Here is a 21,348-nt window from a genome sequence, read left to right as displayed (position 1 = left end):
CGCGCCTTAGGCTATCAAACGCACAAGGCGCGGCATTTTCGTACAGGAGGTGAAGCATGAACCTGACCCTGCCAATCCTGGCCATCGGCCTGGCGTTGTGTATGCCCGCGCGCGCCGCGCCGGTTGCGCCCTTGCAGCTCGCTGCCAGCAACAACAACCCGTACAACAGCCCGATCCAGCGTGCCAACCCTAACAGTCGGCAAGGCAGCATGCCTGCCACACCGCCGGTGCGCGGCCCTTCGACCGACCCCTACCAGCGCACGCCGTCACTGGACAACCGCGGCATTGGCAACGGCGACAACCTGCGTCGCCAACAGCAGACCCCTAATCTGGAACCCACCCGGCCACCGCGCGATAACCCACGCGCGCCGTGAGCCCCGTTGCAAGGAACCCTGAATGACCAGAGCTACCTGGCTGACCACCGTGACCGCTGCCGCGCTACTGCCTTTGCTGGCACAAGCGGCCTCCGAACAGCAGTTCCCCAGCGAGCAAGGGCAGTTGACTGTCAATACCGTGGCCGACGGCCTGCGCAACCCTTGGGCACTGGCCTTCCTGCCCGGTGGCAAAGACATGCTGGTCACCGAACGCCCCGGCAACCTGCGGCTGGTGAACGCCGAAGGCAAGGTCGGCCCGCCCATCAGCGGTGTGCCCAAGGTCTGGGCCGAGGGCCAGGGCGGCTTGCTGGATGTGGTGTTGTCGCCGGCATTCGGCAAGGACCGTACCGTTTACCTGTCCTATGCCGAAGCGGGCGATGACGGCAAGGCCGGTACGGCGGTTGGCCGGGGCCAGTTGTCTGAAGACCGCGCGCGGTTGGAGAACTTCACCGTGATCTTCCGCCAGCAGCCCAAACTGTCGGTGGGCAACCACTTCGGCTCGCGGCTGGTGTTCGACCGTGAGGGTTATCTGTTCATCGCCTTGGGCGAGAACAACCAACGGCCAACCGCCCAGGACCTCGACAAGCTGCAAGGCAAGATCGTGCGCATTCTGCCCGACGGCGAAGTGCCCAAGGACAACCCCTTCGTCGGCCAGGCCAACGTGCGGCCCGAGATCTGGTCGTTCGGCCACCGTAACCAGCAGGGTGCGGCGCTCAACCCCTGGACAGACACGCTCTGGACCCACGAACACGGCCCGCGTGGCGGTGACGAAATCAATATTCCGCAGCCCGGCAAAAACTACGGCTGGCCGATTGCTACCCACGGCATCAACTACTCGCTGCTGCCGATTCCGGAGGCCAAGGGCAAGCATGTGCAGGGCATGGTCGACCCGCACCATGTCTGGGAGAAGTCCCCTGGCATCAGCGGCATGGCGTTCTACGACAGCCCGACATTCAAGGGCTGGGACCATAATCTGTTCATTGGTGCACTGGCCAGCCAGGAGCTGATTCGTCTGCAGCTCAAGGGCGACAAGGTCGTGCACGAGGAGCGCTTGCTGGGGGACCTCAAGGCACGAATCCGTGATGTGCGGGTAGGGCCGGATGGCTACTTGTATGTACTGACCGACGACAAGGACGGCCAGTTGTTGAAAGTGGGGCTCAACGAAGGCTGAGGGGCAGGGCCGGCTTGCCGGCGAGGGGGCCGGTACTGATAATGCCGCATGACCCCAGACCCGCAGACCCTCTACCAACAAGCCCTGGCCGACCACGGCTATGTCCACGACCCTGCACAGGCCGATGCGATCAACGCGCTGCAGGCCTGTTTCGAGGCAGTGGCACATGGCCGCCCGACCCAGGGCATCTACCTCTGGGGCCCGGTCGGCCGTGGCAAGACCTGGCTGATGGACCAGTTCCACCGCTGCCTGCAACTGCCCAGCCGACGCCAGCACTTTCACCATTTCATGGCCTGGGTGCACCAGCGCCTGTTCCAGCTCAACGGCACCGCTGACCCGCTGCTGGCCCTGGCCCGTGAACTGGCCAGGCAGATTCGTGTGCTGTGTTTCGACGAGTTGTTCGTCAACGACATCGGCGACGCGATCATCCTCGGGCGGCTGTTCCAGGTACTGTTCGATCAGGGCGTGGTGATCGTCGCTACCTCCAACCAGCCACCAGACCAGCTCTACCGCGACGGCTTCAACCGTGAGCGTTTCGTGCCGGCAATTGCGGCCATCGAGCGGCACATGCGGGTGCTGTCGGTGGCCGGTGATCAGGACCATCGCCTGCACCCGGGCGCGCAGCACCAGCGTTACTGGGTGGTCGAACCCGGTGAGCGAGGGGTGCTCGCCGAGGTGTTTCGCCAACTCAGCCCGGCAGACCCGGGGAGCGACCAGCCGTTGGCCATAGGCTCCAGGCAGATCACGGTCATCCGGCGCAGCGAGCAGGCCATCTGGTGCCGCTTTAGCGACCTCTGCGAGCAACCCTTGGCGGCCACCGAGTTCATGGCGTTGTGTGACCGCTTCCCCTCGATTCTGCTGGAAGGGGTACCGGCGTTGGGCGGCGAACAACGGGCCGGCCGCATCGCCCGGGGTACAGAAGATGGCGCGGCGCGGGTCGCGGCAGGGGACCGTGAACTGCCGGCGCTGTCGCCCAAGGACGATGCGGTGCGCCGGTTCATTGCGCTGGTCGACGAATGCTACGACCGCCGGGTGGCGTTGTATGTGGAGGCGCAGGTACCGCTCGATGCGCTGTACACGCAAGGGTACCTGGCGTTCCCGTACCAACGCACCCTGAGCCGCTTGCGCGAGATGCAACTGCAGCGCTTCGGCTCGTAGGCTTAGCGCTCCAGCCACTCGATCAGGGTCCGGTTGAACCGCACCGGCTCTTCGATCTGCGGCGCGTGGCCCATGCCTTCGAATGTCACCAGTTCACCCTGGGGGATCAGCTTGGCCACCTGCGGCCCCAGCACCTGGTACTTGCCCAGCTGTGCCTTGACTTCTGGCGGTGCGATATCGCTGCCAATGGCCGTGGTGTCCTGATCGCCGATCAGCAGCAGGGTCGGCATCTTCAGGTCCTTGAACTCGTGGTACACCGGCTGGGTGAAGATCATGTCGTAGATCAGCGCCGAGTTCCACGCCACTGCTTCGTGGCCCGGGCCTTGGTTCAGGCCTACCAGCATCTGCACCCAGCGCTCGTACTCCGGCTTCCAGCGCCCGGCGTAGTACGTCTTGCGCTCATACTCACGTACCCCTGCGGCATCGAGCTTGAGCTCCCGTGCATACCACTGGTCCACCGTACGATACGGCACGCCCAGGGCTTTCCAGTCCTCAAGGCCGATCGGGTTGACCATCGCCAGGCGCTCGACCTGCTGCGGGTACATCAGTGCATAGCGGGTGGCGAGCATGCCGCCTGTGGAGTGGCCCAGCACAATGGCCTGCTTCACGCCCAATTTGTCGAGCAGGGCATGGGTGTTGTCTGCCAGTTGCTGGAAGCTGTACTGGTAATACGCGGGTTTGCTGGAGGTGCAGAAGCCGACCTGGTCCGGGGCGATGACCCGGTAGCCGGCCTTGCTCAGGGCATTGATGGTGGTTTCCCAGGTGGCGGCGCAGAAGTTCTTGCCATGCATCAGCAGCACGCTGCGGCCGTTGGCCTGACCTTGGGCAGGCACGTCCATGTAGCCCATCTGCAGGGGTTGGCCCTGGGATTTGAAATCGAAATGCTTGAGCGGGTGAGGGTAGCTGAACCCTTCGAGCTGTTTACCGTAGGTGGGCGACTCGGCGGCGATGGCCGGGCCGCCGACAAGGCAGGCCAGAGCCAGGGCGGTTGCGCGCAGCATGGGGGCACTCCGTGTAGGGCCATGTAGGAATTGGCGACTGTAACAGTGAGTTGACCCCCGCAAGCGGCAAAGGTGTTACCAGGCGTGAAACCAGCCCAGAGTGATCATTGCCACCACCGCGTAACGGCCGGCCTTGGCCAGGGTTACCAGCAGCATGAAGCGCCAGAACGGCTCGCGCATGATCCCGGCGATCAGGGTGAGCGGGTCGCCGATCACTGGCATCCAGCTCAGCAGCAGCGACCACTGCCCCCACCGCTGGTAGCGCTGCTGGGCACGCTCCAGCTGGACGGCGCTGAACGGGAACCAACGCTTGTCACGCCAGTGTTCGATGGCCCGCCCCAGTAGCCAGTTGACCACCGAGCCGAGCACATTGCCCAGGGTAGCCACCAGCAGCAAGGTTACCCAGGCATCGGGCTGGCGCAGCAGCAAGCCGACCAGCACCGCCTCCGATTGCAGCGGCAGCAGGGTGGCGGCGCCGAAGGCGCTGAAAAACAGCGCCCATAAGCTGAGCATCAGTAGTTGGCGACCACGGTGTCCTTGCCATCCTGGGTCACGCCGATGACCTGGTAGGCGTCTTTGTGGTCACCCATTTCCATGCCCGGCGAGCCCATGGGCATGCCCGGCACGGCCAGGCCCTTGAGGTCGTCGCGCTTGGCCAGCAGGCGAACCTGTTCGGCCGGTACATGGCCTTCGACGAACTTGCCGTCGATCACCCCGGTATGGCACGAGGCCAGGCGCGGCGCCACGCCCAGGCGTTGCTTGACCGCGCTCATGTTGGGTTCGACGTGGTCATTGACGGTGAAGCCGTTGTCGCGCAGGTGGCTGATCCAGGCCTTGCAGCAGCCGCAGTTGGGGTCGCGGTACACATCGAGGGTTTCGGCGGCCTGGGCCAGGCCGGTGATGGCCAGCAGGCCGACGGTGAGCAGGTGTTTGCGCAGCATGGTGAAGCACTCCTTTAGAAACGCAGGCGGATACCGGCCACCAGGCGGGTCTGGCCTGTGTCTTCGCCGTCTTCGCGGGCCTGATCGGCGCGGTTGCCGTGCAGGCGATTGAAACTGACCCCGAGGTAGGGCGCAAAGCCACGGCTGATTTCGTAGCGCAGGCGCAGGCCGACCTCGCTGTCAGCCAGCCCTGTGCCTTGCTCGCGGCCGCCATCGTTGCGGCCGAAGAAGTTGGCTTCCAGGGTGGGTTCGAGTATCCAGCGGTTGGTCAGCAGCATAGCGTAAGCGGCTTCCAGGCGCAGCGCGGACTGTTGCCGCTCGCCGGCATAGGCGGTGGCCTCCAGCTCTACGCCATACAGCGGTGTGCCCTGGATGCCGAAGGCTGCCCAGGCCTGGCCGCTGGCGGGCTTGAAGTCTTGGCGCAGGCCGCCGACCAGTTCCCACCAGGGGCTGATGGCGTGGCCCCACAGCGCCTGCAGTTCGGCCTTGTGGGTCTGGCCTTGCTCGCGCTCGCCTTCGCTGCGCAGCCACAGCCGGTCGATATCGCCGCCGACCCAGGCGCTGGCGTTCCAGTTCAAGGCACTGCCGTTGTCCACATGCTGGTATTCGAGCTGGTCGACGATCACTGCCCAGTTGAGCGCGCGGTCATGCACCTGGTGCCCTGGCAGCGGCGCGAAGGCGGCGTGGCGGTCGGCGTCGCTGAACATCGGCAATGGTGTGCGCGGTTGCTGCGCAGGCGGCGTTGCATGGTTCATCTGGCGGTGGTCCATGGGCATGGCGCCGTGGTCCATGTGCTGCATGCCGGCGGCCAGGACGCGCTCACTGGCGAGCAATGCCAGCAGGGCTACGCCGGTGATGATGCGGCGGTTGTTGGGCTCATTCATCGACCCGTACCTCGCGGAACATGCCGGTCTCCATGTGGTAGAGCAGGTGGCAGTGGTAGGCCCAGCGGCCCAGGGCGTCGGCAGTGACCCGGTACGAGCGGCGGCTGCCGGGCGGGATGTCGACGGTATGCTTGCGCACCTGAAAGCGCCCGTGCTCGTCCTCCAGGTCGCTCCACATGCCGTGCAGGTGGATGGGGTGGGTCATCATGGTGTCGTTGACCAGGGTGATGCGCACGCGCTCGCCGTAGGTCAGGCGCAACGGTGCGGCATCGCTGAACTTGACCCCGTCGAACGACCAGGCGAAGCGTTCCATGTGGCCGGTCAGGTGCAGCTCGATGTCGCGTGACGGTTCGCGGCCGTCGGGGTCGGGGTAGGGGCTGCGCAGGTCGGCGTAGGTCAGCACCCGCCTGCCATTGCCGCGCAGGCCGATGCCTGGGTCGGCGAGGTTGGGCTGTGGGGCCATGGTCTGCATGTCCACCAGTGGGTTGTCGGTTTCGCTGGCCGGGTGCTGCTGCATGGCGGGCATGGCCGAATGGTCCATGCCGGCCATATTGCTGTGGTCCATGCCGGCCATGGCGCCGTGGCCCATGTCGGCCATGCTCAGCACCGGCCGAGGGTCGGGCTGCGGCACCGGTGCCTGCAAGCCGCTGGCGCGGGCAAGGGTGCCGCGGGCGTAGCCGCTGCGGTCCATGCTCTGGGCGTACAGGGTGTAGGCGGGCAGGTTGCCGACGGTTACCAGCGCGTCGTAGGTTTCGGCCACGGCGATGCGCAGTTCGTCCACGCTGACCGGCGTCACCGGCAGGCCGTCGGCGGCGATCACCGTCAGCTTCAGGCCGGGGATGCGAAAGTCGAAATAGGTCATGGCCGAGGCATTGATCAGCCGCAGGCGCACGGTTTCACCCGGTTGGAACAGGCAGGTGAAGTTGCCGTCCGGCGGCTGGCCATTGAGCAGGTAGGTGTAGGTAGCTGCGCTGATATCGGCAAGGTCGGTGGGGCTCATGCGCATGCTTGCCCAGCCCATGCGTTCGGCGACCGTAGCGCGCCAGCCATTGTCAGCCACGTCATCGATGAAGTCACCGAGCGTGCGCTTGTGGTAGTTGAAGGCGTCGGACTGCTTCTTCAGTGTCGCCAGCAGCTGCTCGGGAGGTTGGTCCGACCAGTCGCTGAACAGCAGCACATGGTCACGCTGGTAGCGGTGCGCCTCGGCTTCGCGGGGTTCGATGACGATCGCCCCATACACCCCCGCCTGCTCCTGCAGCCCGGAATGGCTGTGGTACCAGTAGGTGCCGCTTTGGCGCAGGGTGAACTGGTAGAGGTAGCTGCCCCCAGGCTCGATACCGGCAAAGCTCAGGCCAGGGACGCCGTCCATGTTGGCCGGCAGAAGGATGCCATGCCAGTGGATCGAGGTGGCCTGATCGAGGTGGTTGCGCACGCGCAGGCTGACCGTATCACCTTCGCGCCAGCGCAGCACCGGGCCGGGCAGGCTGTTGTTGACGGTGAGGGCTGTGCGCGGGCGGCCGGTGATATTGACGGCGCTCTGGCCGACCGACAGCTCGAAGTGCTGCCCGGCCAGGTCGCGGCCATCGGCTGCCTGGGCCAACGGCCGCCACAGGCCAAGGCCTGCCAGTGTGGTGGCGGCGCCCAGGCCTTTGACGAAGGTACGACGGGAGGGGGTGCGCAACATGGCGAGGCCTCATGCGAGAGAGCCCCGATGTTCGCTTGTGCCGGCTGTCAGCCAGCTGAGCTGCACATTACAGCGTTGTCAGGCGGCGGCTTCTTCGTGGCGCAGGTCGCGCATCAGCAGGCCGTACTCCAGGGAGACCTGTTCAGGGATCGGCAGGTACACCACATGGCCGTCCCCTGGGGCCACTTCGAGGGCTTGCTGCTGGCGGCCGCACAGGCGGTGCAGGTCGAAATGGTAGTTGCCACGCGGTGTCATCAGCTCCAGGTGGTCGCCCACGGCGAAGCGGTTCTTGACCTTGACCTCGGCCAGGCCGTCCACGCGCGCGCCGGTCAGCTCGCCGACGAACTGCTGGCGTTCGGACAGTGAGTTGCCACGCTGGTAGTTCTGGTACTCGTCGTGCACATGCCGGCGCAGAAAACCTTCGGTGTAACCGCGCTGGGCCAGGGATTCAAGGTTGTCCATCAGGGCGCGATCGAAAGGCCGGCCGGCCACGGCGTCATCGATCGCCTGGCGGTACGACTGCACCGCGCGGGCGCAGTAAAAGTGCGACTTGGTCCGGCCCTCGATCTTCAGCGAGTGCACGCCCATGCCGGCCAGGCGCCCGACGTGCTGGATGGCGCGCAGGTCCTTGGCGTTCATGATGTAGGTGCCGTGCTCGTCCTCGAACGCCGGCATCGCGTCGTCTGGGCGGTTGCTTTCGTGCAGCAGGAAGACGTGCTCGGTGGGCGCACCGAGGCCCAGGGTCGGCTCGACCTGGCGCACGATGTCGCCCGTGGCGTCTTCGCCGGCGGGCGTGGCCTGGTACTTCCAGCGGCAGGCATTGGTGCAGCTGCCCTGGTTCGCGTCGCGCTTGTTGAGGTAGCCCGACAGCAGGCAGCGGCCGGAATAGGCCATGCACAGCGCGCCGTGGACGAAAACCTCCAGCTCCATGCCCGGCACCTGCTGGCGGATTTCTTCGATCTCCTCCAGCGACAGCTCCCGCGACAAAATCACTCGGCTTATCCCCTGCTGTTGCCAGAACTGCACGCTGGCCCAGTTGACCGTGTTGGCCTGCACCGACAGGTGTACTGGCATCTCTGGGTAGTGCTGGCGCACCAGCATGATCAGGCCGGGGTCGGACATGATCAGCGCATCCGGTGCCATCGCGATCACCGGTGCGAGGTCCTTGAGGAAAGTCTTGAGCTTGGCATTGTGCGGGGCGATGTTGACCACCACGTAGAAGTGCTTGCCCAGGGCATGCGCTTCCTGGATGCCCAGCGCCAGGTTGGCGTGGTCGAATTCGTTGTTGCGCACCCGCAAGCTGTAGCGCGGCTGGCCGGCATAGACCGCGTCGGCGCCATAGGCGAAGGCATAACGCATGCTCTTGAGGGAGCCGGCGGGGGCCAGCAGTTCGGGCTTGGCGGGAGGGTTCATGGACGCACCGGGGCAAAAGGTGCGGATGCTAAGCACCTGCCGGCCACAGCGTATTGACCTGAATCAACGGAGCAGCGGCACTTTTGCGGCAGCGGCGGGCACTAATGTCCAAGAACCCGCGAGGAAGTGCCATGAACCCAACCGCTCTACAGAACAAAGCCCTGGCAGTCCTCCTGACGCTGGTGACCATTGCCTTCGTCTGGATCCTGCTGCCGTACTACGGTGCGATCTTCTGGGCGGTGATACTGGGCATCCTGTTTGCCCCCTTGCAGCGGAACCTGCTGATCCGCTTTGGGCGGCGGCGCAACCTGGCAGCGTTCACCACCTTGATGGTGTGCCTGCTGGTGGCGGTACTGCCGGTCATCATCACCAGTGCCCTGCTAGTACAGGAGGGCGCCACGCTGTACCAGCGCATCGAGAGCGGGCAACTGGATATCGCCGGCTACGTCGAGCGCGGCAAGGTCATGCTGCCGGCCTTCGCGCAGCACAGCCTGGACAGCATGGGCATGGGTAACCTGGATGGGCTGCGCGACAAGATCACCAAGTGGGCCACGCAGGGTAGCCAGGTGCTGGCCAGCCAGGCATTCAACTTTGGCCAGGGCACGTTCGAGTTCCTGATCAGCTTCGGCATCATGATGTACCTGCTGTTCTTCTTTCTGCGTGAGGGGCCGGAAGTCGCCAGGCGAGTGCGGTTGGCGGTGCCACTGCCCGAGCACCAGAAGCGCCGGTTGCAGTTGAAGTTCAACCGTGTGGTGCGGGCGACGGTCAAGGGCAACGTGCTGGTTGCCATTACCCAGGGCGCGCTGGGCGGTCTGATCTTCTGGGTGCTGGATATTCCGAGTGCGCTGGTGTGGGCGGTGCTGATGGCGTTTCTGTCGCTGTTGCCAGCGGTGGGGGCGGGCATCGTGTGGGCGCCGGTGGCGGCGTACTTCCTGCTGACCGGGGCGATTTTGCCGGGGGTGATCCTGAGCGCTTTCGGCGTGCTGGTGATCGGCCTGGTGGACAACGTGCTGCGGCCGATTCTGGTGGGCAAGGATACGCGCATGCCAGACTACCTGATCCTGGTTTCCACCTTGGGCGGGCTGGCGGTGTTCGGGCTCAACGGGTTCGTGATCGGGCCGTTGATCGCGGCGTTGTTCGTGTCGAGCTGGGCGATTTTTGCCGCGACCAAGCCGCAGGTGCAGTTGCCGGAATAAAGGTTGCGCCGCTGATGCTGGACGCTGGGCAGGGGCTTTCGTTTACCCTGTAGCCGTTATCTGCCTACGATGCCCGAGTATGGATACCCGCCACAGCGACAAACCCGGCTTCACCTACCAGGCGGTCTACCGCTACCTGCTCGACTGGATCGAGGCGACGCCTTGCGACGTGGAGCAGCGCATGCCGTCGTTGCGTGATCTGGCCCAGCGGCTGAGTGTTTCGGTCTCCAGCACCAAGTACGCCTATGCGCTGCTCGAGGATCAGGGGCGGGTGATTGCGCGGCCCAAGCGGGGCTACTTCACCGTCACCCGCAGCGCGCCGTTGCGCAGGGAGCCCTCCGCGAGCTTGCTCGACACCGTGTTTGCCAGCGCTCGCCAGCCTGGCATGCTGGCCCTTGGCAGTGATGCGCCGGCCATGCTGCTGTCGCTGGATAAACCGCTGCTGATGATCGAACGGGAGCTGGCGCGCCAATACCCGCGTGCCCAAGTGCCGCTGTATCAACCGTTCGGTGAACCTGAATTGCGCAGCGTGCTGGCGGGCATTTATACCCGCTCGGCGCAGCTTTGCTGGCAAGCCGAGCACGTGTTCATCGGTGCCGACCTGCGCAGCATGCTGGAGCTGGCGGTGCGTGCCCTGAACCTCGAAGGCGAGGTGGCGCTGGTCGAGTCGCCCTGCAGCTGGGCGGTACTGAGGCAGTTGCAGGCCGCGCGCATGACCATCATCGAAGTGCCCTTGGGCGACGACGGTCGGTTCGACCTGCAGCACTTGCAGCAACTGCTGAGCAACGCGCCGGTACGCCTGGCAGTGCTGTCCTCAACCACCAATGCGCCTCAGGGTGGCCTGATGCCGGCCGAGGACAAACAGCAGATCTGCCGCTGGCTGGCCGAGCGCGAGGTGTGGCTGTTCGAGAACGACGGTTATGGCGAACTGTGTTTCCACGAGGCGGCGCCGCGCTATCGTGATTTCGCCGACCCCGACCGGCTGTTGGTGTTCGCTGCCTTCGACAAGGTGATCGGTGCCGAGGCGCCTTATGGCTATCTGCTTTGCAAGCGCCATGCCGAGCGCTTGCAGCACGTGTTTCTGGAGCGCGGTTTTCGGTTGTCACCGATTCGCCAGAGGGCGATCGCCAAGTTGTTCACCTCGCGTCGGGTAGAGCAGCATCTGCAACGCCTGCGGCCTTTGCTGCGCGCTCGCATGCTGTATATGAAGGCGTTGCTGGAGGCCCACGGCCAAGGCTGCCTGCGTATCGTCGAGCCGCAGGGCGGGGCGAGCCTGTGGCTGGCGGCGACCCGGCCAGTGGACATGCGCCGGGTCTTCGAGCGGCTGTTGGCCCAGCGCATCGTCATCGCGCCGGGGGAAATCTTCAGCCAACGTGGCCTTTGGCAGGGCCGCCTGCGGCTGTGCTACACGCTGGACTGGGACAAGGACATTGGCCAGGCGCTGCAACGCCTGGTCAAGGCGATTCAGGACGAGGCTCAGACCCCGTAGCAGTGATGCATTTCGGGGAAGGCGCCGTTGCGCACTTCGTCAGCGTAGCGGGCGCAGGCCTCGCGGATCACCTGGCCTACGTCGGCATACTGCTTGACGAAGCGTGGCACGTGCTCGCCGCCCAGCCCCAGCAGGTCTTCGGTGACCAGCACCTGGCCATCGCAAGCGGGTGAGGCGCCAATGCCGATGGTCGGTTTGTCGGTGGCCTCGGTGATGGCGCGGGCAATGGGTTCGGCCACGCCTTCGAGCACCAGGCTGAAGGCACCGGCCTCAAGGTTGGCCTGCGCATCGGCACGCAGTGCAGCGCCACTGTCGGGGCTCAGGCCTTGGGCCTTGTAGCCGCCCATCACATTGATGAACTGCGGCATCAGGCCGATGTGCGCCATGACCGGTATGCCGCGCGCGACCAGAAACGCCACGGTGCTTGCCAAGGCTTGGTTGGCCTCCAGCTTTACCGCGTCGCAACCGGTGCTGGCGAGTACCTGGGCGCAGTTGCGAAACGCCTGCTCATGGGATTCCTGGTAGCTGCCGAATGGCATGTCGGCGATCACGCAGGCCAGGCGCGTGCTGTCTACGACCGCCCGGGTATGGCCAATGATTTCGTCCAGGCGCATGCCCAGGGTGGACGGGCGGCCGTAGCCGACCATCGCGGTGGAGTCACCCACCAGAATGAAATCGACCAGGGGGTCGATGACCTTGGCAATAGCGCTGGAGTAGGCCGTCAGCGAAACGATTTTCTGCCGGCCTTTCATGGCCACCAGCTGCGGTACCGTCAGCCGTCTGTTGCGGGTATGCGTGCTCATCGGTGTTCCCTTTGCGGTGTAATCGTCAGGAAAGAGGTGGCCCGATTATTGAGTTTCGCAGTCACGGCGCAATGTACAGAATGGCCCTGGAAAACAACCCAGATGCGCGCCTGGGGCTGCAAGGCAACCCCAGGCGCCAAGCGCGACGGTCAGCAGGCCTGCGGCATCTCGCCCTTGGCCAGGCGCTGGTTGATATCGGCAATCACCTCGGGCAGCTCGTTGATGGTGTCGATCAGGTAGTGCGGGCGGGAACTGGCGAACAGCGCATGAATGCGCTTGCGCTCGCTCTCCAGCGCCTCGGCACTCAGCGCCTGGTAGCCTTCCCAGGTCAGCCCCAAGGCATTGCCGGAGCACACCAGGGCCACGGTCCACATGCCCGCACGACGGCCTTCGAGGATGCCCGGTACGGTGTCATCGACCTTCACACAGGCCGCCACGTCATCGATGCCCAGGGCAATCACGTTGGCCAGGGCCTGGGCCGGCCATGGGCGGCCATTCGGGGTTTCGTCGGTGGCCACTACATGGTCGGCCACGTAGCCGTTCTGCGCGGCCAGCGCCACCACCTTGTCCATGACCACCTTCGGGTAACCCGAGCACGAGCCGATCTTCAGGCCGCCCTGGCGCAGGCCGGTGAGGGTGTCCAGCGCGCCTGGGATCAGCGCCGAGTGCACGGCGATTTTTTCGATCTGCAGCGGCATGAAGCGGTTGTAGAGGGCGGTGACGTCATCGTCGGTCGGGGTGCGGCCGAACACCTTGCGGTAGCGCTCGGCGATGTCTGGCACGTTGCACAGGGTGCGGATGTGGTCCCACTTGCCCATGCCCATCGGGCCACGGGCTTCTTCGATGGAGACCTGGACATCGAACTCGGCGAAGGCTTCGACGAAGATCTGCGTCGGGGCGAACGAGCCGAAATCGACCACGGTGCCGGCCCAGTCGAGGATGGCGGCTTGCAGCTGTGTTGGGTTGCTGTAGTTCATGTGCGCTAATTCCTGAAGTCGGGTGGGCAAAGGGTCAGATGGTCAGTACTTCCATTTCCCGCAGTACGTCGGCCACGGCATTTACGGCGGCCTGCATGCCGTCTGGCCCGACCACGCCGATGCAGCCGACGCGGAAGGTTTCGACCTGGGTCAGCTTGCCGGGGTAGAGGATGAAGCCCTTGGCCTTGACCCGCTCGTAGAAGTCCTTGAACTGGTAGCGGGCGTCGTTCGGGGCATGGAAGGTGACGATGATCGGCGCCTGGATGTCGGCGGGCAGGAAACTGCGCAGGCCGATGGCGGCCATGCCGTCCAGCAGCGTCTTGCAGTTGTCGGCGTAGCGCTGGTGGCGGGCGGGCAGGCCGCCTTCCTCGTTGTACTGTTGCAGTGCTTCGTGCAGCGCCGCGACCACGTGGGTGGGTGGGGTGAAGCGCCACTGGCCGGTCTTGGCCATGTAGGTGTGCTGGTCGTACAGGTCCATGGCCAGGGAGTGGGCGTTGCCTTCGGCTGCGGCCAGTGCGGTTTTTTCGGCGAAGACGAAGCCCATGCCAGGTACGCCTTCCAGGCATTTGCCGGAGGCGGCGATCAATGCCTCGAAGGGGACTGCACGGGCATCGATCGGCAGGGCGCCGAACGAGCTCATGGCATCGATGATCAGGCGCTTGCCGTGGCGTTTGATCACCTGGGCGATCTCTGGCAGCGGGTTGAGGATGCCGGTGCTGGTTTCGCAGTGGATCAGCGCCACGTGGGTGACACCCGGGTCGGCAGCCAGCAGGCGGTCGACGTCGGCGGCGGTGGTCGGCTGGTCTTCGGCGGTTTCGAAGGTGCTGCAGGTGCGCCCCAGCACCTTGCAGATCTTCGCCAGGCGTTGGCCGTAGGCCCCGTTGATCAACACCAGCACCTTGCCGTCACGCGGAACCAGAGTGCCGATGGCAGCTTCCACGGCGAAGGTGCCGCTGCCTTGCAGGGGCACGCAGTGGTGGCTGGCGCTGCCGTCGATGATCGCCAGCAATTGCTCGCAGACGCTGGCCGTGAGTTGGTTGAAGTCGCGGTCCCAGGAGCCCCAGTCCACCAGCATGGCTTGGCGGGTACGGGCTGAAGTGGTCAGGGGGCCGGGGGTCAGCAGGATCGGGGCGTTGCTCATTCCGTGGTTCCTCACAAGCGGCGGGTGGTGAGCCGAAAAATCTGGCGCTGAAACTACGGAGCCAAGGTTGCAATTCACTGTGCTATCAATCAAATTGTTTGTTGTTATGCCAGCCATAAGTCGGGCCGATAGATATGAACCTGTTCCAGCTGCGTGCCTTCGATGCGGTGGCGCGTGAAGGTAGCTTCACCCGCGCTGCGGCGCGGTTGTTCATCAGCCAGCCGGCCGTCACCGGCCACGTCAAGGCGCTGGAAGAGCACTACCAGATCACCTTGTTGCGGCGTACCGCCCGGCGCGTGGAGCTGACCGAGGAGGGCACGCGGTTGGCAGCCATCACCCGCGCCATGTTCGGCCTGGCGGAGGAGGCCCAGGCCATGCTCGAGGCCAACCGGCAATTGCTGACCGGGCGCCTGGAAGTGGCCGCCGACGGCCCGCACCGGGTCATGCCGATGCTTGCGCTGCTGCGCGAGCGCTACCCGGGCATTACTGTCAACCTGCGCCTGGGCAATGCCCAGGAAACCCTGGCTGCGTTGCTCAGCGAGCATGCCGACGTGGCCGTGCTGACCGAGATCGAACCGCGCAAGGGCCTGCATTTGCAGAGCCTGTGTGAATCGCGCCTGTGCGCCTTGCTGCCGGCGGGGCATGCCTGGGCCAGTGGCGAGGGGGACTTGCCGCTGGCCGAGCTGCACCAGCAGATCATGGTGCTGCGTGAGCCGAGCTCCACCACCCGGCGTACCTTTGACAAGGCCTGCGCCAAGGCGGGCGTGCAGCCGCGGGTGCTGTTGGAGCTGGACAGCCGCGAGGCAGTGACCGAAGCGGTGGCCTCGGAGCTGGGCATTGGCGTTGTGTCGTCCACTGAAGTGGCCCATGACCCCAGGGTGGTGGCTCGGCCGCTGGCCGGCGACGGCCTGCTCAACCAGCACATGATTGGCTGCCTGGAGCGCCGCCGCGAACTGCGCCTGATCCAGGCCTTCCTGAGCCTGGCGGCGGGGCTGTGATGGCTGTTTTCAACTGGGCGCCCTAACATGGCCGGCACAGAACCGACAGGACTGTCGATGAGCGATAAAGACACTATCTCCATGCAGCTGGTGCGCGAAGCGCTGTTGCAGACCTGCCCGAAGGGTGAACCCGACAGCGGCTTGCTGGCGCGGGCTGGCATTGCCGTCGAGCACTTGCACCTGCCCGCTGCACGGGTCAGTGCCGACGCCTATGCCCGCCTCTGGCGTTTGCTGGCGCGGCGCTGCAATGACGAGTTCTTCGCCATGGACCCGCGTGGCCTGCGCAGCGGCAGCCTGGCGTTCATGTGCCGGGCGAGCATGGGCCAGCCGAGCTTGGGCACGGCGCTGGAAACCGCGTTGGCGTTCCTGTCGCTGATGCTCGAAGACCTGCAGCCAAGTTTGGTTCGCCAGGAAGGCCTGGCCGAGATCGTCATCAACGAGCCGCGTGACGAACCCCGTCGCGCCTTCACGTATTTCACCTTCTGGATGATCGTGCATGGCGTGGCCTGCTGGCTGGCCGGGCGGCGCATCCCGATTCTGGCTATCGACCTGCGCTGCGCCGAGCCACCGTTCTGTGACGACTATCGGGTGATGTTTTCGGAGAACCTGCAGTTCGAACGCCCGCGCACGCGCATGATCATCGCCGCCGAATGCCTCGAACTGCCACTGCGGCGCAGCGAGGAGGAATTGCAGCGCTTTCTTGCCGAAGCGCCGGGCAACATTCTGGTCAAATACCGTGACCCTGCAAGCCTTGGGCGGCGTATCCGCACCGACCTGCTGCGCCTGGCCCCGGAGCATTGGCCCGACGGTGACAGCCTGGCGCGCCAGTTGTGCCTGTCGCCCTCGACCCTGCGCCGGCGCCTGGCCGAGGAGGGGCAGAACTACCAGGGCTTGAAAGACAGCGTGCGCCGTGAGCTGGCGATCGCCTGGTTGAGCGAGGAAGAGGCGGCCATGGGCGAGATCGCCGAGCGTCTTGGGTTTGCCGACAGCAGTTCGTTCTACAAGGCGTTTCGCAAGTGGTTTGGCTGTAACCCGGGGCACTACCGGGCATTGATTCAGGCACGCGATTCGGGGCGCTGAGGGCGCTGCCGTGGCAAGGCCTCGCGGGCCGCTTCCCTCTGCGTAAAGCGGCCTGCGGGAACAGCAGAGCATGGATACCGAGCGCCTGATCAGCGGGCTCACCCAGTCCTACCTGCGTGCAGCCAAGCGCGCAGCGGGGTGAACGAGGGCGGCCAAACCGGTCATCCAGATTGACAGCTTTGGCCATTGCCGCCGCGATTGAGCGGCGCGAACATCGTCGGACTGATGGTTAAACTCCAAAAACAAGAACCAGGAGTCAGACGATGCGTGATTACGCCGAGGCCGTTCGAGCGTTCGACCTTGCCCAGGCCGCCAGCACGGCGCTGCATGGCAACCTCGCTGCCCTCAATGCCTGTGTCGAATGCTGTGATCGGCATGCCGGTGACGGCAAGCTGGCGCTGATCCACGAGGACCGCGAGGGCAACAGCACGCGCCACAGCTTCGATCAGCTGAAGGCGCAAGCTGCCCGTTTTGCCAATGTGCTCAAGGCGCAGGGCGTGGGTGCCGGCGACCGGGTTGCCGGCCTGATGCCGCGTACCCCCGAGCTGCTGGTCACCATTCTCGCCACCTGGCGCCTGGGGGCGGTGTACCAGCCGCTGTTCACCGCGTTCGGGCCTAAGGCCATCGAACACCGCCTGGAGCAGTCCCACGCCCGGGTCGTCGTCACCGACAGCCACAATCGCGCCAAGCTGGACGATGTGCAGGCCTGCCCGACGATCATCACGGTCAACGCCCGCAGTGGCGAGCTGGATTTCCAACAATGCCTGGCGACGGCCTCAGCCGTCTGTGAGCCCGTCATGCGCTCGGGCGATGACCCGTTCCTGCTGATGTTCACCTCCGGCACCACCGGCCCTGCCAAACCCTTGGAGGTGCCGCTGCGCGCGATTGTGGCCTTCCAGGGCTACATGCGCGATGCCATCGGCCTGCGCCCCGAGGACAACTTCTGGAACCTGGCCGACCCAGGCTGGGCGTATGGCCTGTATTACGCGGTGACCGGCCCGCTGTCGCTGGGCCACGCCACCACCTTCTACGATGGCCCGTTCAGCGTCGAGAGCTGCGCGCGGGTCATCAACAAGCTGGGCATCACCAACCTGGCGGGCTCACCCACGGCCTATCGGCTGCTGATTGCCGCGGGTAGCGAGTTCTCCGCGCCGATCAAGGGGCGCCTGCGGGTCGTCAGCAGCGCGGGCGAACCGCTCAACCCGGAGGTGATTCGCTGGTTCGCCGACGAGCTGGGTGTGACCATCCACGATCATTACGGCCAGACCGAACTGGGCATGGTGCTGTGCAACCACCATGCTCTCAAACACCCGGTACACCTGGGGTCAGCCGGGTTCGCCATTCCCGGTCACCGCATCGTCGTTCTGGATGAACAGGGCGCAGAATTACCGGTCGGCCAGCCAGGCATCCTGGCGGTTGACCGCGAGCAATCGCCGCTTTGCTGGTTCGGTGGTTACCACGGTGTGCCTACCCGATCTTTCGTGGGCAAGTACTACCTCAGCGGCGACACTGTCGAGCTCAACGCTGACGGCAGCATCAGTTTTGTCGGCCGCAGCGACGACGTGATCACCACCTCCGGCTACCGGGTTGGCCCGTTCGATGTGGAAAGCGCGCTGATCGAACACCCGGCAGTCATCGAGGCGGCGGTGATCGGCAAGCCCGACCCCGAGCGCACCGAACTGATCAAGGCCTTCGTGGTATTGGCCAACGGTGTGTCAGGCACCGCTGAGCTGGAAGAGACCTTGCGCCAACACGTGCGCCAGCGCCTGTATGCCCACGCCTACCCGCGTGAAATCGAATTCGTCAGCGAGCTGCCCAAGACCCCGAGCGGCAAGCTGCAACGCTTCATCCTGCGCAACCAGGAAATCGCCAAACAACACGCGCTGCTGGCCGCCAGCGCCAGCGCCTGAGGGAACCTACCATGCAGATCATCAACAAACATTTCATCGTCAGCGGCGCGGCTTCCGGGCTAGGTGCCGCCACCGCGCAAATGCTGATCGAGGCGGGTGCCAAGGTCATGCTGGTCGACCTCAATGCCCAGGCCGTCGAAGCCAAGGCGCGTGAACTGGGCGACAACGCCCGTTTCGCAGTCGCTGACATCAGCGACGAGCAGGCCGCCAAGGCTGCGGTCGACGCCGCCGTCAGCGCGTTTGGCAGCATTCATGGCCTGGTCAACTGCGCCGGTATCGTCGGCGCCGAGAAGGTCCTGGGCAAGCAAGGGCCGCATGGGCTGGCGAGCTTCGCCAAGGTCATCAACGTCAACCTGATTGGCAGCTTCAACCTGCTGCGCCTGACGGCGGCGGCGATGGCCGAGGGCCCGGCTGACGAAGGCGCAGAACGGGGTGTGATCATCAACACCGCGTCCATCGCCGCCTATGACGGGCAGATCGGCCAGGCCGCCTACGCCGCGTCCAAGGGCGCCATCGCCAGCCTCACGCTGCCAGCGGCCCGTGAGCTGGCGCGTTTCGGTATCCGCGTGATGACCATAGCCCCAGGCATTTTCGAGACGCCCATGATGGCCGGTATGACCCAGGAAGTGCGCGACTCGCTTGCCGCTGGCGTACCGTTCCCGCCACGCCTGGGCCGCCCGCAGGAATACGCCGCACTGGCCCGCCACATCATCGAGAACAGCATGCTCAACGGCGAGGTGATCCGCCTCGACGGCGCACTGCGCATGGCTGCCAAGTAAGGAGAAATGAACATGACCCTCGCCAACGACCCGATTGTCATCGTCAACGCCGTGCGCACGCCCATGGGCGGCCTGCAGGGCGACCTCAAGAGCCTGACCGCGCCGCAACTGGGCGCCGCCGCAATCCGCGCCGCCGTCGAGCGCGCCGGCATCCAGGCCACCAGCGTCGAGCAGGTGCTGTTCGGTTGCGTGCTGCCGGCAGGCCTGGGGCAGGCGCCTGCACGTCAGGCGGCGCTGGGCGCCGGCCTGGATAAACACACCACCTGCACCACCCTGAACAAGATGTGCGGTTCGGGCATGCAGGCGGCGATCATGGCCCATGACCTGCTGCTGGCCGGCAGCGCCGATGTGGTGGTGGCCGGTGGCATGGAGAGCATGACCAACGCGCCCTACCTGCTGGACAAGGCCCGCAGTGGCTACCGCATGGGGCATGGCAAGATCATTGACCATATGTTCATGGACGGCCTGGAAGACGCTTACGACAAAGGGCGCCTGATGGGCACCTTCGCCGAGGATTGCGCGCAGGCTGGCGGCTTTAGCCGCGAAGCCCAGGATGCCTTCGCCATCAGCTCGCTGACCCGCGCCCAGGACGCCATCAACAACGGCCGCTTCAGCGCCGAGATCGTCCCGGTAGAGGTCACCGAAGGCAAGGAAAAGCGCGTGATCAAGGATGACGAACAACCGCCCAAGGCGCGTCTGGACAAGATCCCGCAGCTCAAGCCGGCCTTCCGTGAGGGCGGGACGGTGACAGCGGCCAACGCCAGTTCGATTTCCGACGGCGCCGCGGCACTGGTGCTGATGCGCCGTAGCGAAGCTGAAAAGCGCGGTTTGAAACCCCTGGCCGTCATTCATGGCCATGCGGCGTTCGCCGATGCTCCGGCGCTGTTCCCCACCGCGCCGATCGGCGCCATCGACAAACTGATGAAGCGCACCGGCTGGAACCTGGCCGAGGTGGACCTGTTCGAGATCAACGAAGCCTTTGCCGTCGTCACCCTCGCGGCCATGAAGCACCTCGACCTGCCGCATGACAAGGTCAACATCCACGGCGGTGCCTGCGCGCTGGGCCACCCGATCGGTGCCTCGGGTGCGCGGATTTTGGTGACCTTGCTGTCGGCCCTGCGCCAGAACAACCTGCGCCGGGGCGTGGCCGCCATCTGCATCGGCGGTGGCGAGGCCACGGCCATGGCCGTCGAATGCCTGTATTGAGGTGAACCATGCTGGTAACTGACGAGCAACAACAAATCGCTGACGCTGTCCGTGACTTTGCCCAGGAACGGCTGCGGCCGTTCGCCGAACAGTGGGACAAGGCGCACCGCTTCCCCCGTGAAGCCATCGACGAGATGGCCGCGCTGGGCCTGTTCGGCATGCTGGTGCCGGAGCAGTACGGGGGCAGTGACACCGGCTATGTAGCCTACGCCATGGCCCTTGAAGAAATCGCCGCAGGCGACGGTGCCTGCTCGACCATCATGAGCGTGCACAACTCGGTGGGTTGTGTGCCGATCCTGAAGTTTGGCACCGAGCAGCAAAAGCAGCAGTTTCTGACGCCGCTGGCCAGCGGTGCGATGATCGGCGCCTTCGCCCTGACCGAGCCCCAGGCGGGCTCCGATGCCAGCAGCCTGAAGACCCGCGCGCGTCTGGAGGGCGATCACTATGTGCTCAACGGCAGCAAACAGTTCATCACCTCCGGGCAGAACGCCGGTGTGGTCATCGTGTTTGCGGTGACCGACCCGCAAGCGGGCAAGCGCGGCATCACCGCTTTCATCGTGCCCACCGATGCGCCGGGCTACCAGGTGGCGAGGGTCGAGGACAAGCTAGGGCAGCATGCCTCGGACACCTGTCAGATCGTTTTCGACAATGTGCGCGTGCCCGTTGCCAATCGCCTGGGCGAAGAAGGGCAGGGCTACAAGATCGCCCTGGCCAACCTTGAGGGTGGGCGTATCGGCATTGCGTCCCAGTCGGTCGGCATGGCACGTGCCGCGTTCGAGGTGGCGCGCGACTATGCCAAGGAGCGCCAGAGCTTTGGCAAGCCGTTGATCGAGCACCAGGCCGTGGCGTTCCGCCTGGCTGACATGGCCACGCGCATTGCCGTGGCCCGGCAGATGGTGTTGCATGCCGCCGCGCTGCGTGACGCCGGGCGCCCTGCGCTGGTGGAGGCGTCGATGGCCAAGCTGTTCGCCTCGGAAATGGCCGAAAAGGTCTGTTCGGATGCCTTGCAGACCCTGGGCGGATATGGCTATCTGAGTGACTTCCCGCTGGAGCGGATCTACCGCGACGTTCGGGTTTGCCAGATCTACGAAGGCACCAGCGACATTCAGCGCATGGTCATTGCGCGCAATCTTTGAAGGAGCA

General features: G+C 65.2%; 20 protein-coding genes. 11 read left to right on the top strand and 9 right to left on the bottom strand.

Going from position 1 to position 21,348, the window contains the following annotated elements; translation table 11 throughout:
* Positions 1–56: 56 nt before the first annotated feature.
* The 3 genes from CKW22_RS23895 to zapE are packed head-to-tail and all read left to right on the top strand — an operon-like array spanning position 57 to position 2,703.
* The gene (locus CKW22_RS23895) at positions 57–374 is read left to right on the top strand and encodes a hypothetical protein (protein ID WP_033700341.1); all 318 of its coding nucleotides are present in this window, start codon (positions 57–59) and stop codon (positions 372–374) included.
* Between the two features lie 22 nt (positions 375–396).
* Positions 397–1,545, top strand: coding sequence for a PQQ-dependent sugar dehydrogenase (locus CKW22_RS23890; protein WP_033700340.1), 1,149 nt, complete (start codon positions 397–399; stop codon positions 1,543–1,545).
* 48 nt (positions 1,546–1,593) lie between these two features.
* Complete coding sequence (gene zapE / locus CKW22_RS23885; RefSeq protein WP_033700339.1) at positions 1,594–2,703, top strand: cell division protein ZapE; 1,110 nt, start codon at positions 1,594–1,596, stop codon at positions 2,701–2,703.
* Positions 2,704–2,705: 2 nt separating this feature from the next.
* Here the strand turns inward: zapE and CKW22_RS23880 are convergent, their stop codons facing one another.
* The 6 genes from CKW22_RS23880 to yegQ form a co-directional block, all read right to left on the bottom strand.
* Positions 2,706–3,704, bottom strand: a complete 999-nt coding sequence (locus CKW22_RS23880) for an alpha/beta fold hydrolase (protein WP_033700337.1) — start codon at positions 3,702–3,704, stop codon at positions 2,706–2,708.
* Positions 3,705–3,779: 75 nt separating this feature from the next.
* The gene (locus tag CKW22_RS23875; RefSeq protein ID WP_033700336.1) at positions 3,780–4,217 is read right to left on the bottom strand and encodes a YqaA family protein; all 438 of its coding nucleotides are present in this window, start codon (positions 4,215–4,217) and stop codon (positions 3,780–3,782) included.
* Complete coding sequence (locus CKW22_RS23870) at positions 4,217–4,645, bottom strand: DUF411 domain-containing protein (RefSeq protein WP_033700334.1); 429 nt, start codon at positions 4,643–4,645, stop codon at positions 4,217–4,219. The genes CKW22_RS23875 and CKW22_RS23870 overlap by 1 nt, the downstream gene beginning before the upstream one ends.
* Positions 4,646–4,659: 14 nt before the next feature.
* Entirely contained in the window at positions 4,660–5,529 is an 870-nt protein-coding gene (locus CKW22_RS23865) for a copper resistance protein B (RefSeq protein WP_047583903.1), read from the bottom strand.
* On the bottom strand, positions 5,522–7,213 hold the full coding sequence (locus CKW22_RS23860) for a copper resistance system multicopper oxidase (RefSeq protein ID WP_095065255.1): 1,692 nt from the start codon (positions 7,211–7,213) through the stop codon (positions 5,522–5,524). The genes CKW22_RS23865 and CKW22_RS23860 overlap by 8 nt, the downstream gene beginning before the upstream one ends.
* Before the next feature lie 78 nt (positions 7,214–7,291).
* Complete coding sequence (gene yegQ, locus CKW22_RS23855; RefSeq protein ID WP_033700329.1) at positions 7,292–8,626, bottom strand: tRNA 5-hydroxyuridine modification protein YegQ; 1,335 nt, start codon at positions 8,624–8,626, stop codon at positions 7,292–7,294.
* Positions 8,627–8,757: 131 nt separating this feature from the next.
* On the opposite strand from yegQ, the gene CKW22_RS23850 reads away from it, so the two are divergent.
* Together CKW22_RS23850 and CKW22_RS23845 are read left to right on the top strand one after the other, a co-directional pair.
* Positions 8,758–9,822: an AI-2E family transporter gene (locus tag CKW22_RS23850; RefSeq protein ID WP_033700327.1), complete on the top strand. Its 1,065-nt coding sequence runs from the start codon at positions 8,758–8,760 to the stop codon at positions 9,820–9,822.
* Positions 9,823–9,901: 79 nt separating this feature from the next.
* Complete coding sequence (locus CKW22_RS23845; protein WP_095065253.1) at positions 9,902–11,311, top strand: PLP-dependent aminotransferase family protein; 1,410 nt, start codon at positions 9,902–9,904, stop codon at positions 11,309–11,311.
* Here the strand turns inward: CKW22_RS23845 and panB are convergent.
* The 3 genes from panB to CKW22_RS23830 form a co-directional block, all read right to left on the bottom strand.
* The gene (panB, locus tag CKW22_RS23840) at positions 11,299–12,114 is read right to left on the bottom strand and encodes a 3-methyl-2-oxobutanoate hydroxymethyltransferase (protein WP_033700322.1); all 816 of its coding nucleotides are present in this window, start codon (positions 12,112–12,114) and stop codon (positions 11,299–11,301) included. The two genes, CKW22_RS23845 and panB, sit on opposite strands and share 13 nt — an antisense overlap.
* A gap of 149 nt (positions 12,115–12,263) precedes the next feature.
* The gene (gene phnX / locus CKW22_RS23835) at positions 12,264–13,091 is read right to left on the bottom strand and encodes a phosphonoacetaldehyde hydrolase (protein WP_033700321.1); all 828 of its coding nucleotides are present in this window, start codon (positions 13,089–13,091) and stop codon (positions 12,264–12,266) included.
* A gap of 34 nt (positions 13,092–13,125) precedes the next feature.
* Positions 13,126–14,232, bottom strand: a complete 1,107-nt coding sequence (locus CKW22_RS23830; protein ID WP_047583905.1) for a 2-aminoethylphosphonate--pyruvate transaminase — start codon at positions 14,230–14,232, stop codon at positions 13,126–13,128.
* A gap of 134 nt (positions 14,233–14,366) precedes the next feature.
* Here CKW22_RS23830 and CKW22_RS23825 point away from each other — a divergent pair, with 134 nt between their 5' ends.
* The 6 genes from CKW22_RS23825 (at position 14,367) to CKW22_RS23800 (ending at position 21,341) form a co-directional block, all read left to right on the top strand.
* On the top strand, positions 14,367–15,230 hold the full coding sequence (locus CKW22_RS23825; RefSeq protein WP_033700317.1) for a LysR substrate-binding domain-containing protein: 864 nt from the start codon (positions 14,367–14,369) through the stop codon (positions 15,228–15,230).
* 57 nt (positions 15,231–15,287) lie between these two features.
* The gene (locus CKW22_RS23820; protein ID WP_095065251.1) at positions 15,288–16,310 is read left to right on the top strand and encodes an AraC family transcriptional regulator; all 1,023 of its coding nucleotides are present in this window, start codon (positions 15,288–15,290) and stop codon (positions 16,308–16,310) included.
* A gap of 263 nt (positions 16,311–16,573) precedes the next feature.
* The gene (locus CKW22_RS23815; protein ID WP_033700313.1) at positions 16,574–18,220 is read left to right on the top strand and encodes an acyl-CoA synthetase; all 1,647 of its coding nucleotides are present in this window, start codon (positions 16,574–16,576) and stop codon (positions 18,218–18,220) included.
* 11 nt (positions 18,221–18,231) lie between these two features.
* Entirely contained in the window at positions 18,232–18,999 is a 768-nt protein-coding gene (locus CKW22_RS23810) for an SDR family NAD(P)-dependent oxidoreductase (RefSeq protein WP_033700311.1), read from the top strand.
* Between the two features lie 12 nt (positions 19,000–19,011).
* Positions 19,012–20,205, top strand: coding sequence for an acetyl-CoA C-acyltransferase (locus CKW22_RS23805; RefSeq protein WP_095065249.1), 1,194 nt, complete (start codon positions 19,012–19,014; stop codon positions 20,203–20,205).
* A gap of 8 nt (positions 20,206–20,213) precedes the next feature.
* Complete coding sequence (locus CKW22_RS23800; RefSeq protein WP_033700307.1) at positions 20,214–21,341, top strand: acyl-CoA dehydrogenase; 1,128 nt, start codon at positions 20,214–20,216, stop codon at positions 21,339–21,341.
* The last annotated feature ends 7 nt before the right edge of the window (positions 21,342–21,348 follow it).

The organism is Pseudomonas sp. Irchel s3f19 (genome assembly GCF_900187555.1).
GTDB lineage: Bacteria > Pseudomonadota > Gammaproteobacteria > Pseudomonadales > Pseudomonadaceae > Aquipseudomonas > Aquipseudomonas capeferrum.
This window is presented reverse-complemented; position numbering and strand designations above follow the sequence as displayed.

Bases quoted from the DNA above. Each gene is read 5' to 3' on its own strand.
- CKW22_RS23895 (WP_033700341.1), top strand. From the start codon at position 57: ATGAACCTGACCCTGCCAATCCTGGCCATCGGCCTGGCGTTGTGTATG.
- CKW22_RS23890 (WP_033700340.1), top strand. From the start codon at position 397: ATGACCAGAGCTACCTGGCTGACCACCGTGACCGCTGCCGCGCTACTG.
- zapE (WP_033700339.1), top strand. From the start codon at position 1,594: ATGACCCCAGACCCGCAGACCCTCTACCAACAAGCCCTGGCCGACCAC.
- CKW22_RS23880 (WP_033700337.1), bottom strand. From the start codon at position 3,704: ATGCTGCGCGCAACCGCCCTGGCTCTGGCCTGCCTTGTCGGCGGCCCG.
- CKW22_RS23875 (WP_033700336.1), bottom strand. From the start codon at position 4,217: ATGCTCAGCTTATGGGCGCTGTTTTTCAGCGCCTTCGGCGCCGCCACC.
- CKW22_RS23870 (WP_033700334.1), bottom strand. From the start codon at position 4,645: ATGCTGCGCAAACACCTGCTCACCGTCGGCCTGCTGGCCATCACCGGC.
- CKW22_RS23865 (WP_047583903.1), bottom strand. From the start codon at position 5,529: ATGAATGAGCCCAACAACCGCCGCATCATCACCGGCGTAGCCCTGCTG.
- CKW22_RS23860 (WP_095065255.1), bottom strand. From the start codon at position 7,213: ATGTTGCGCACCCCCTCCCGTCGTACCTTCGTCAAAGGCCTGGGCGCC.
- yegQ (WP_033700329.1), bottom strand. From the start codon at position 8,626: ATGAACCCTCCCGCCAAGCCCGAACTGCTGGCCCCCGCCGGCTCCCTC.
- CKW22_RS23850 (WP_033700327.1), top strand. From the start codon at position 8,758: ATGAACCCAACCGCTCTACAGAACAAAGCCCTGGCAGTCCTCCTGACG.
- CKW22_RS23845 (WP_095065253.1), top strand. From the start codon at position 9,902: ATGGATACCCGCCACAGCGACAAACCCGGCTTCACCTACCAGGCGGTC.
- panB (WP_033700322.1), bottom strand. From the start codon at position 12,114: ATGAGCACGCATACCCGCAACAGACGGCTGACGGTACCGCAGCTGGTG.
- phnX (WP_033700321.1), bottom strand. From the start codon at position 13,091: ATGAACTACAGCAACCCAACACAGCTGCAAGCCGCCATCCTCGACTGG.
- CKW22_RS23830 (WP_047583905.1), bottom strand. From the start codon at position 14,232: ATGAGCAACGCCCCGATCCTGCTGACCCCCGGCCCCCTGACCACTTCA.
- CKW22_RS23825 (WP_033700317.1), top strand. From the start codon at position 14,367: ATGAACCTGTTCCAGCTGCGTGCCTTCGATGCGGTGGCGCGTGAAGGT.
- CKW22_RS23820 (WP_095065251.1), top strand. From the start codon at position 15,288: ATGAGCGATAAAGACACTATCTCCATGCAGCTGGTGCGCGAAGCGCTG.
- CKW22_RS23815 (WP_033700313.1), top strand. From the start codon at position 16,574: ATGCGTGATTACGCCGAGGCCGTTCGAGCGTTCGACCTTGCCCAGGCC.
- CKW22_RS23810 (WP_033700311.1), top strand. From the start codon at position 18,232: ATGCAGATCATCAACAAACATTTCATCGTCAGCGGCGCGGCTTCCGGG.
- CKW22_RS23805 (WP_095065249.1), top strand. From the start codon at position 19,012: ATGACCCTCGCCAACGACCCGATTGTCATCGTCAACGCCGTGCGCACG.
- CKW22_RS23800 (WP_033700307.1), top strand. From the start codon at position 20,214: ATGCTGGTAACTGACGAGCAACAACAAATCGCTGACGCTGTCCGTGAC.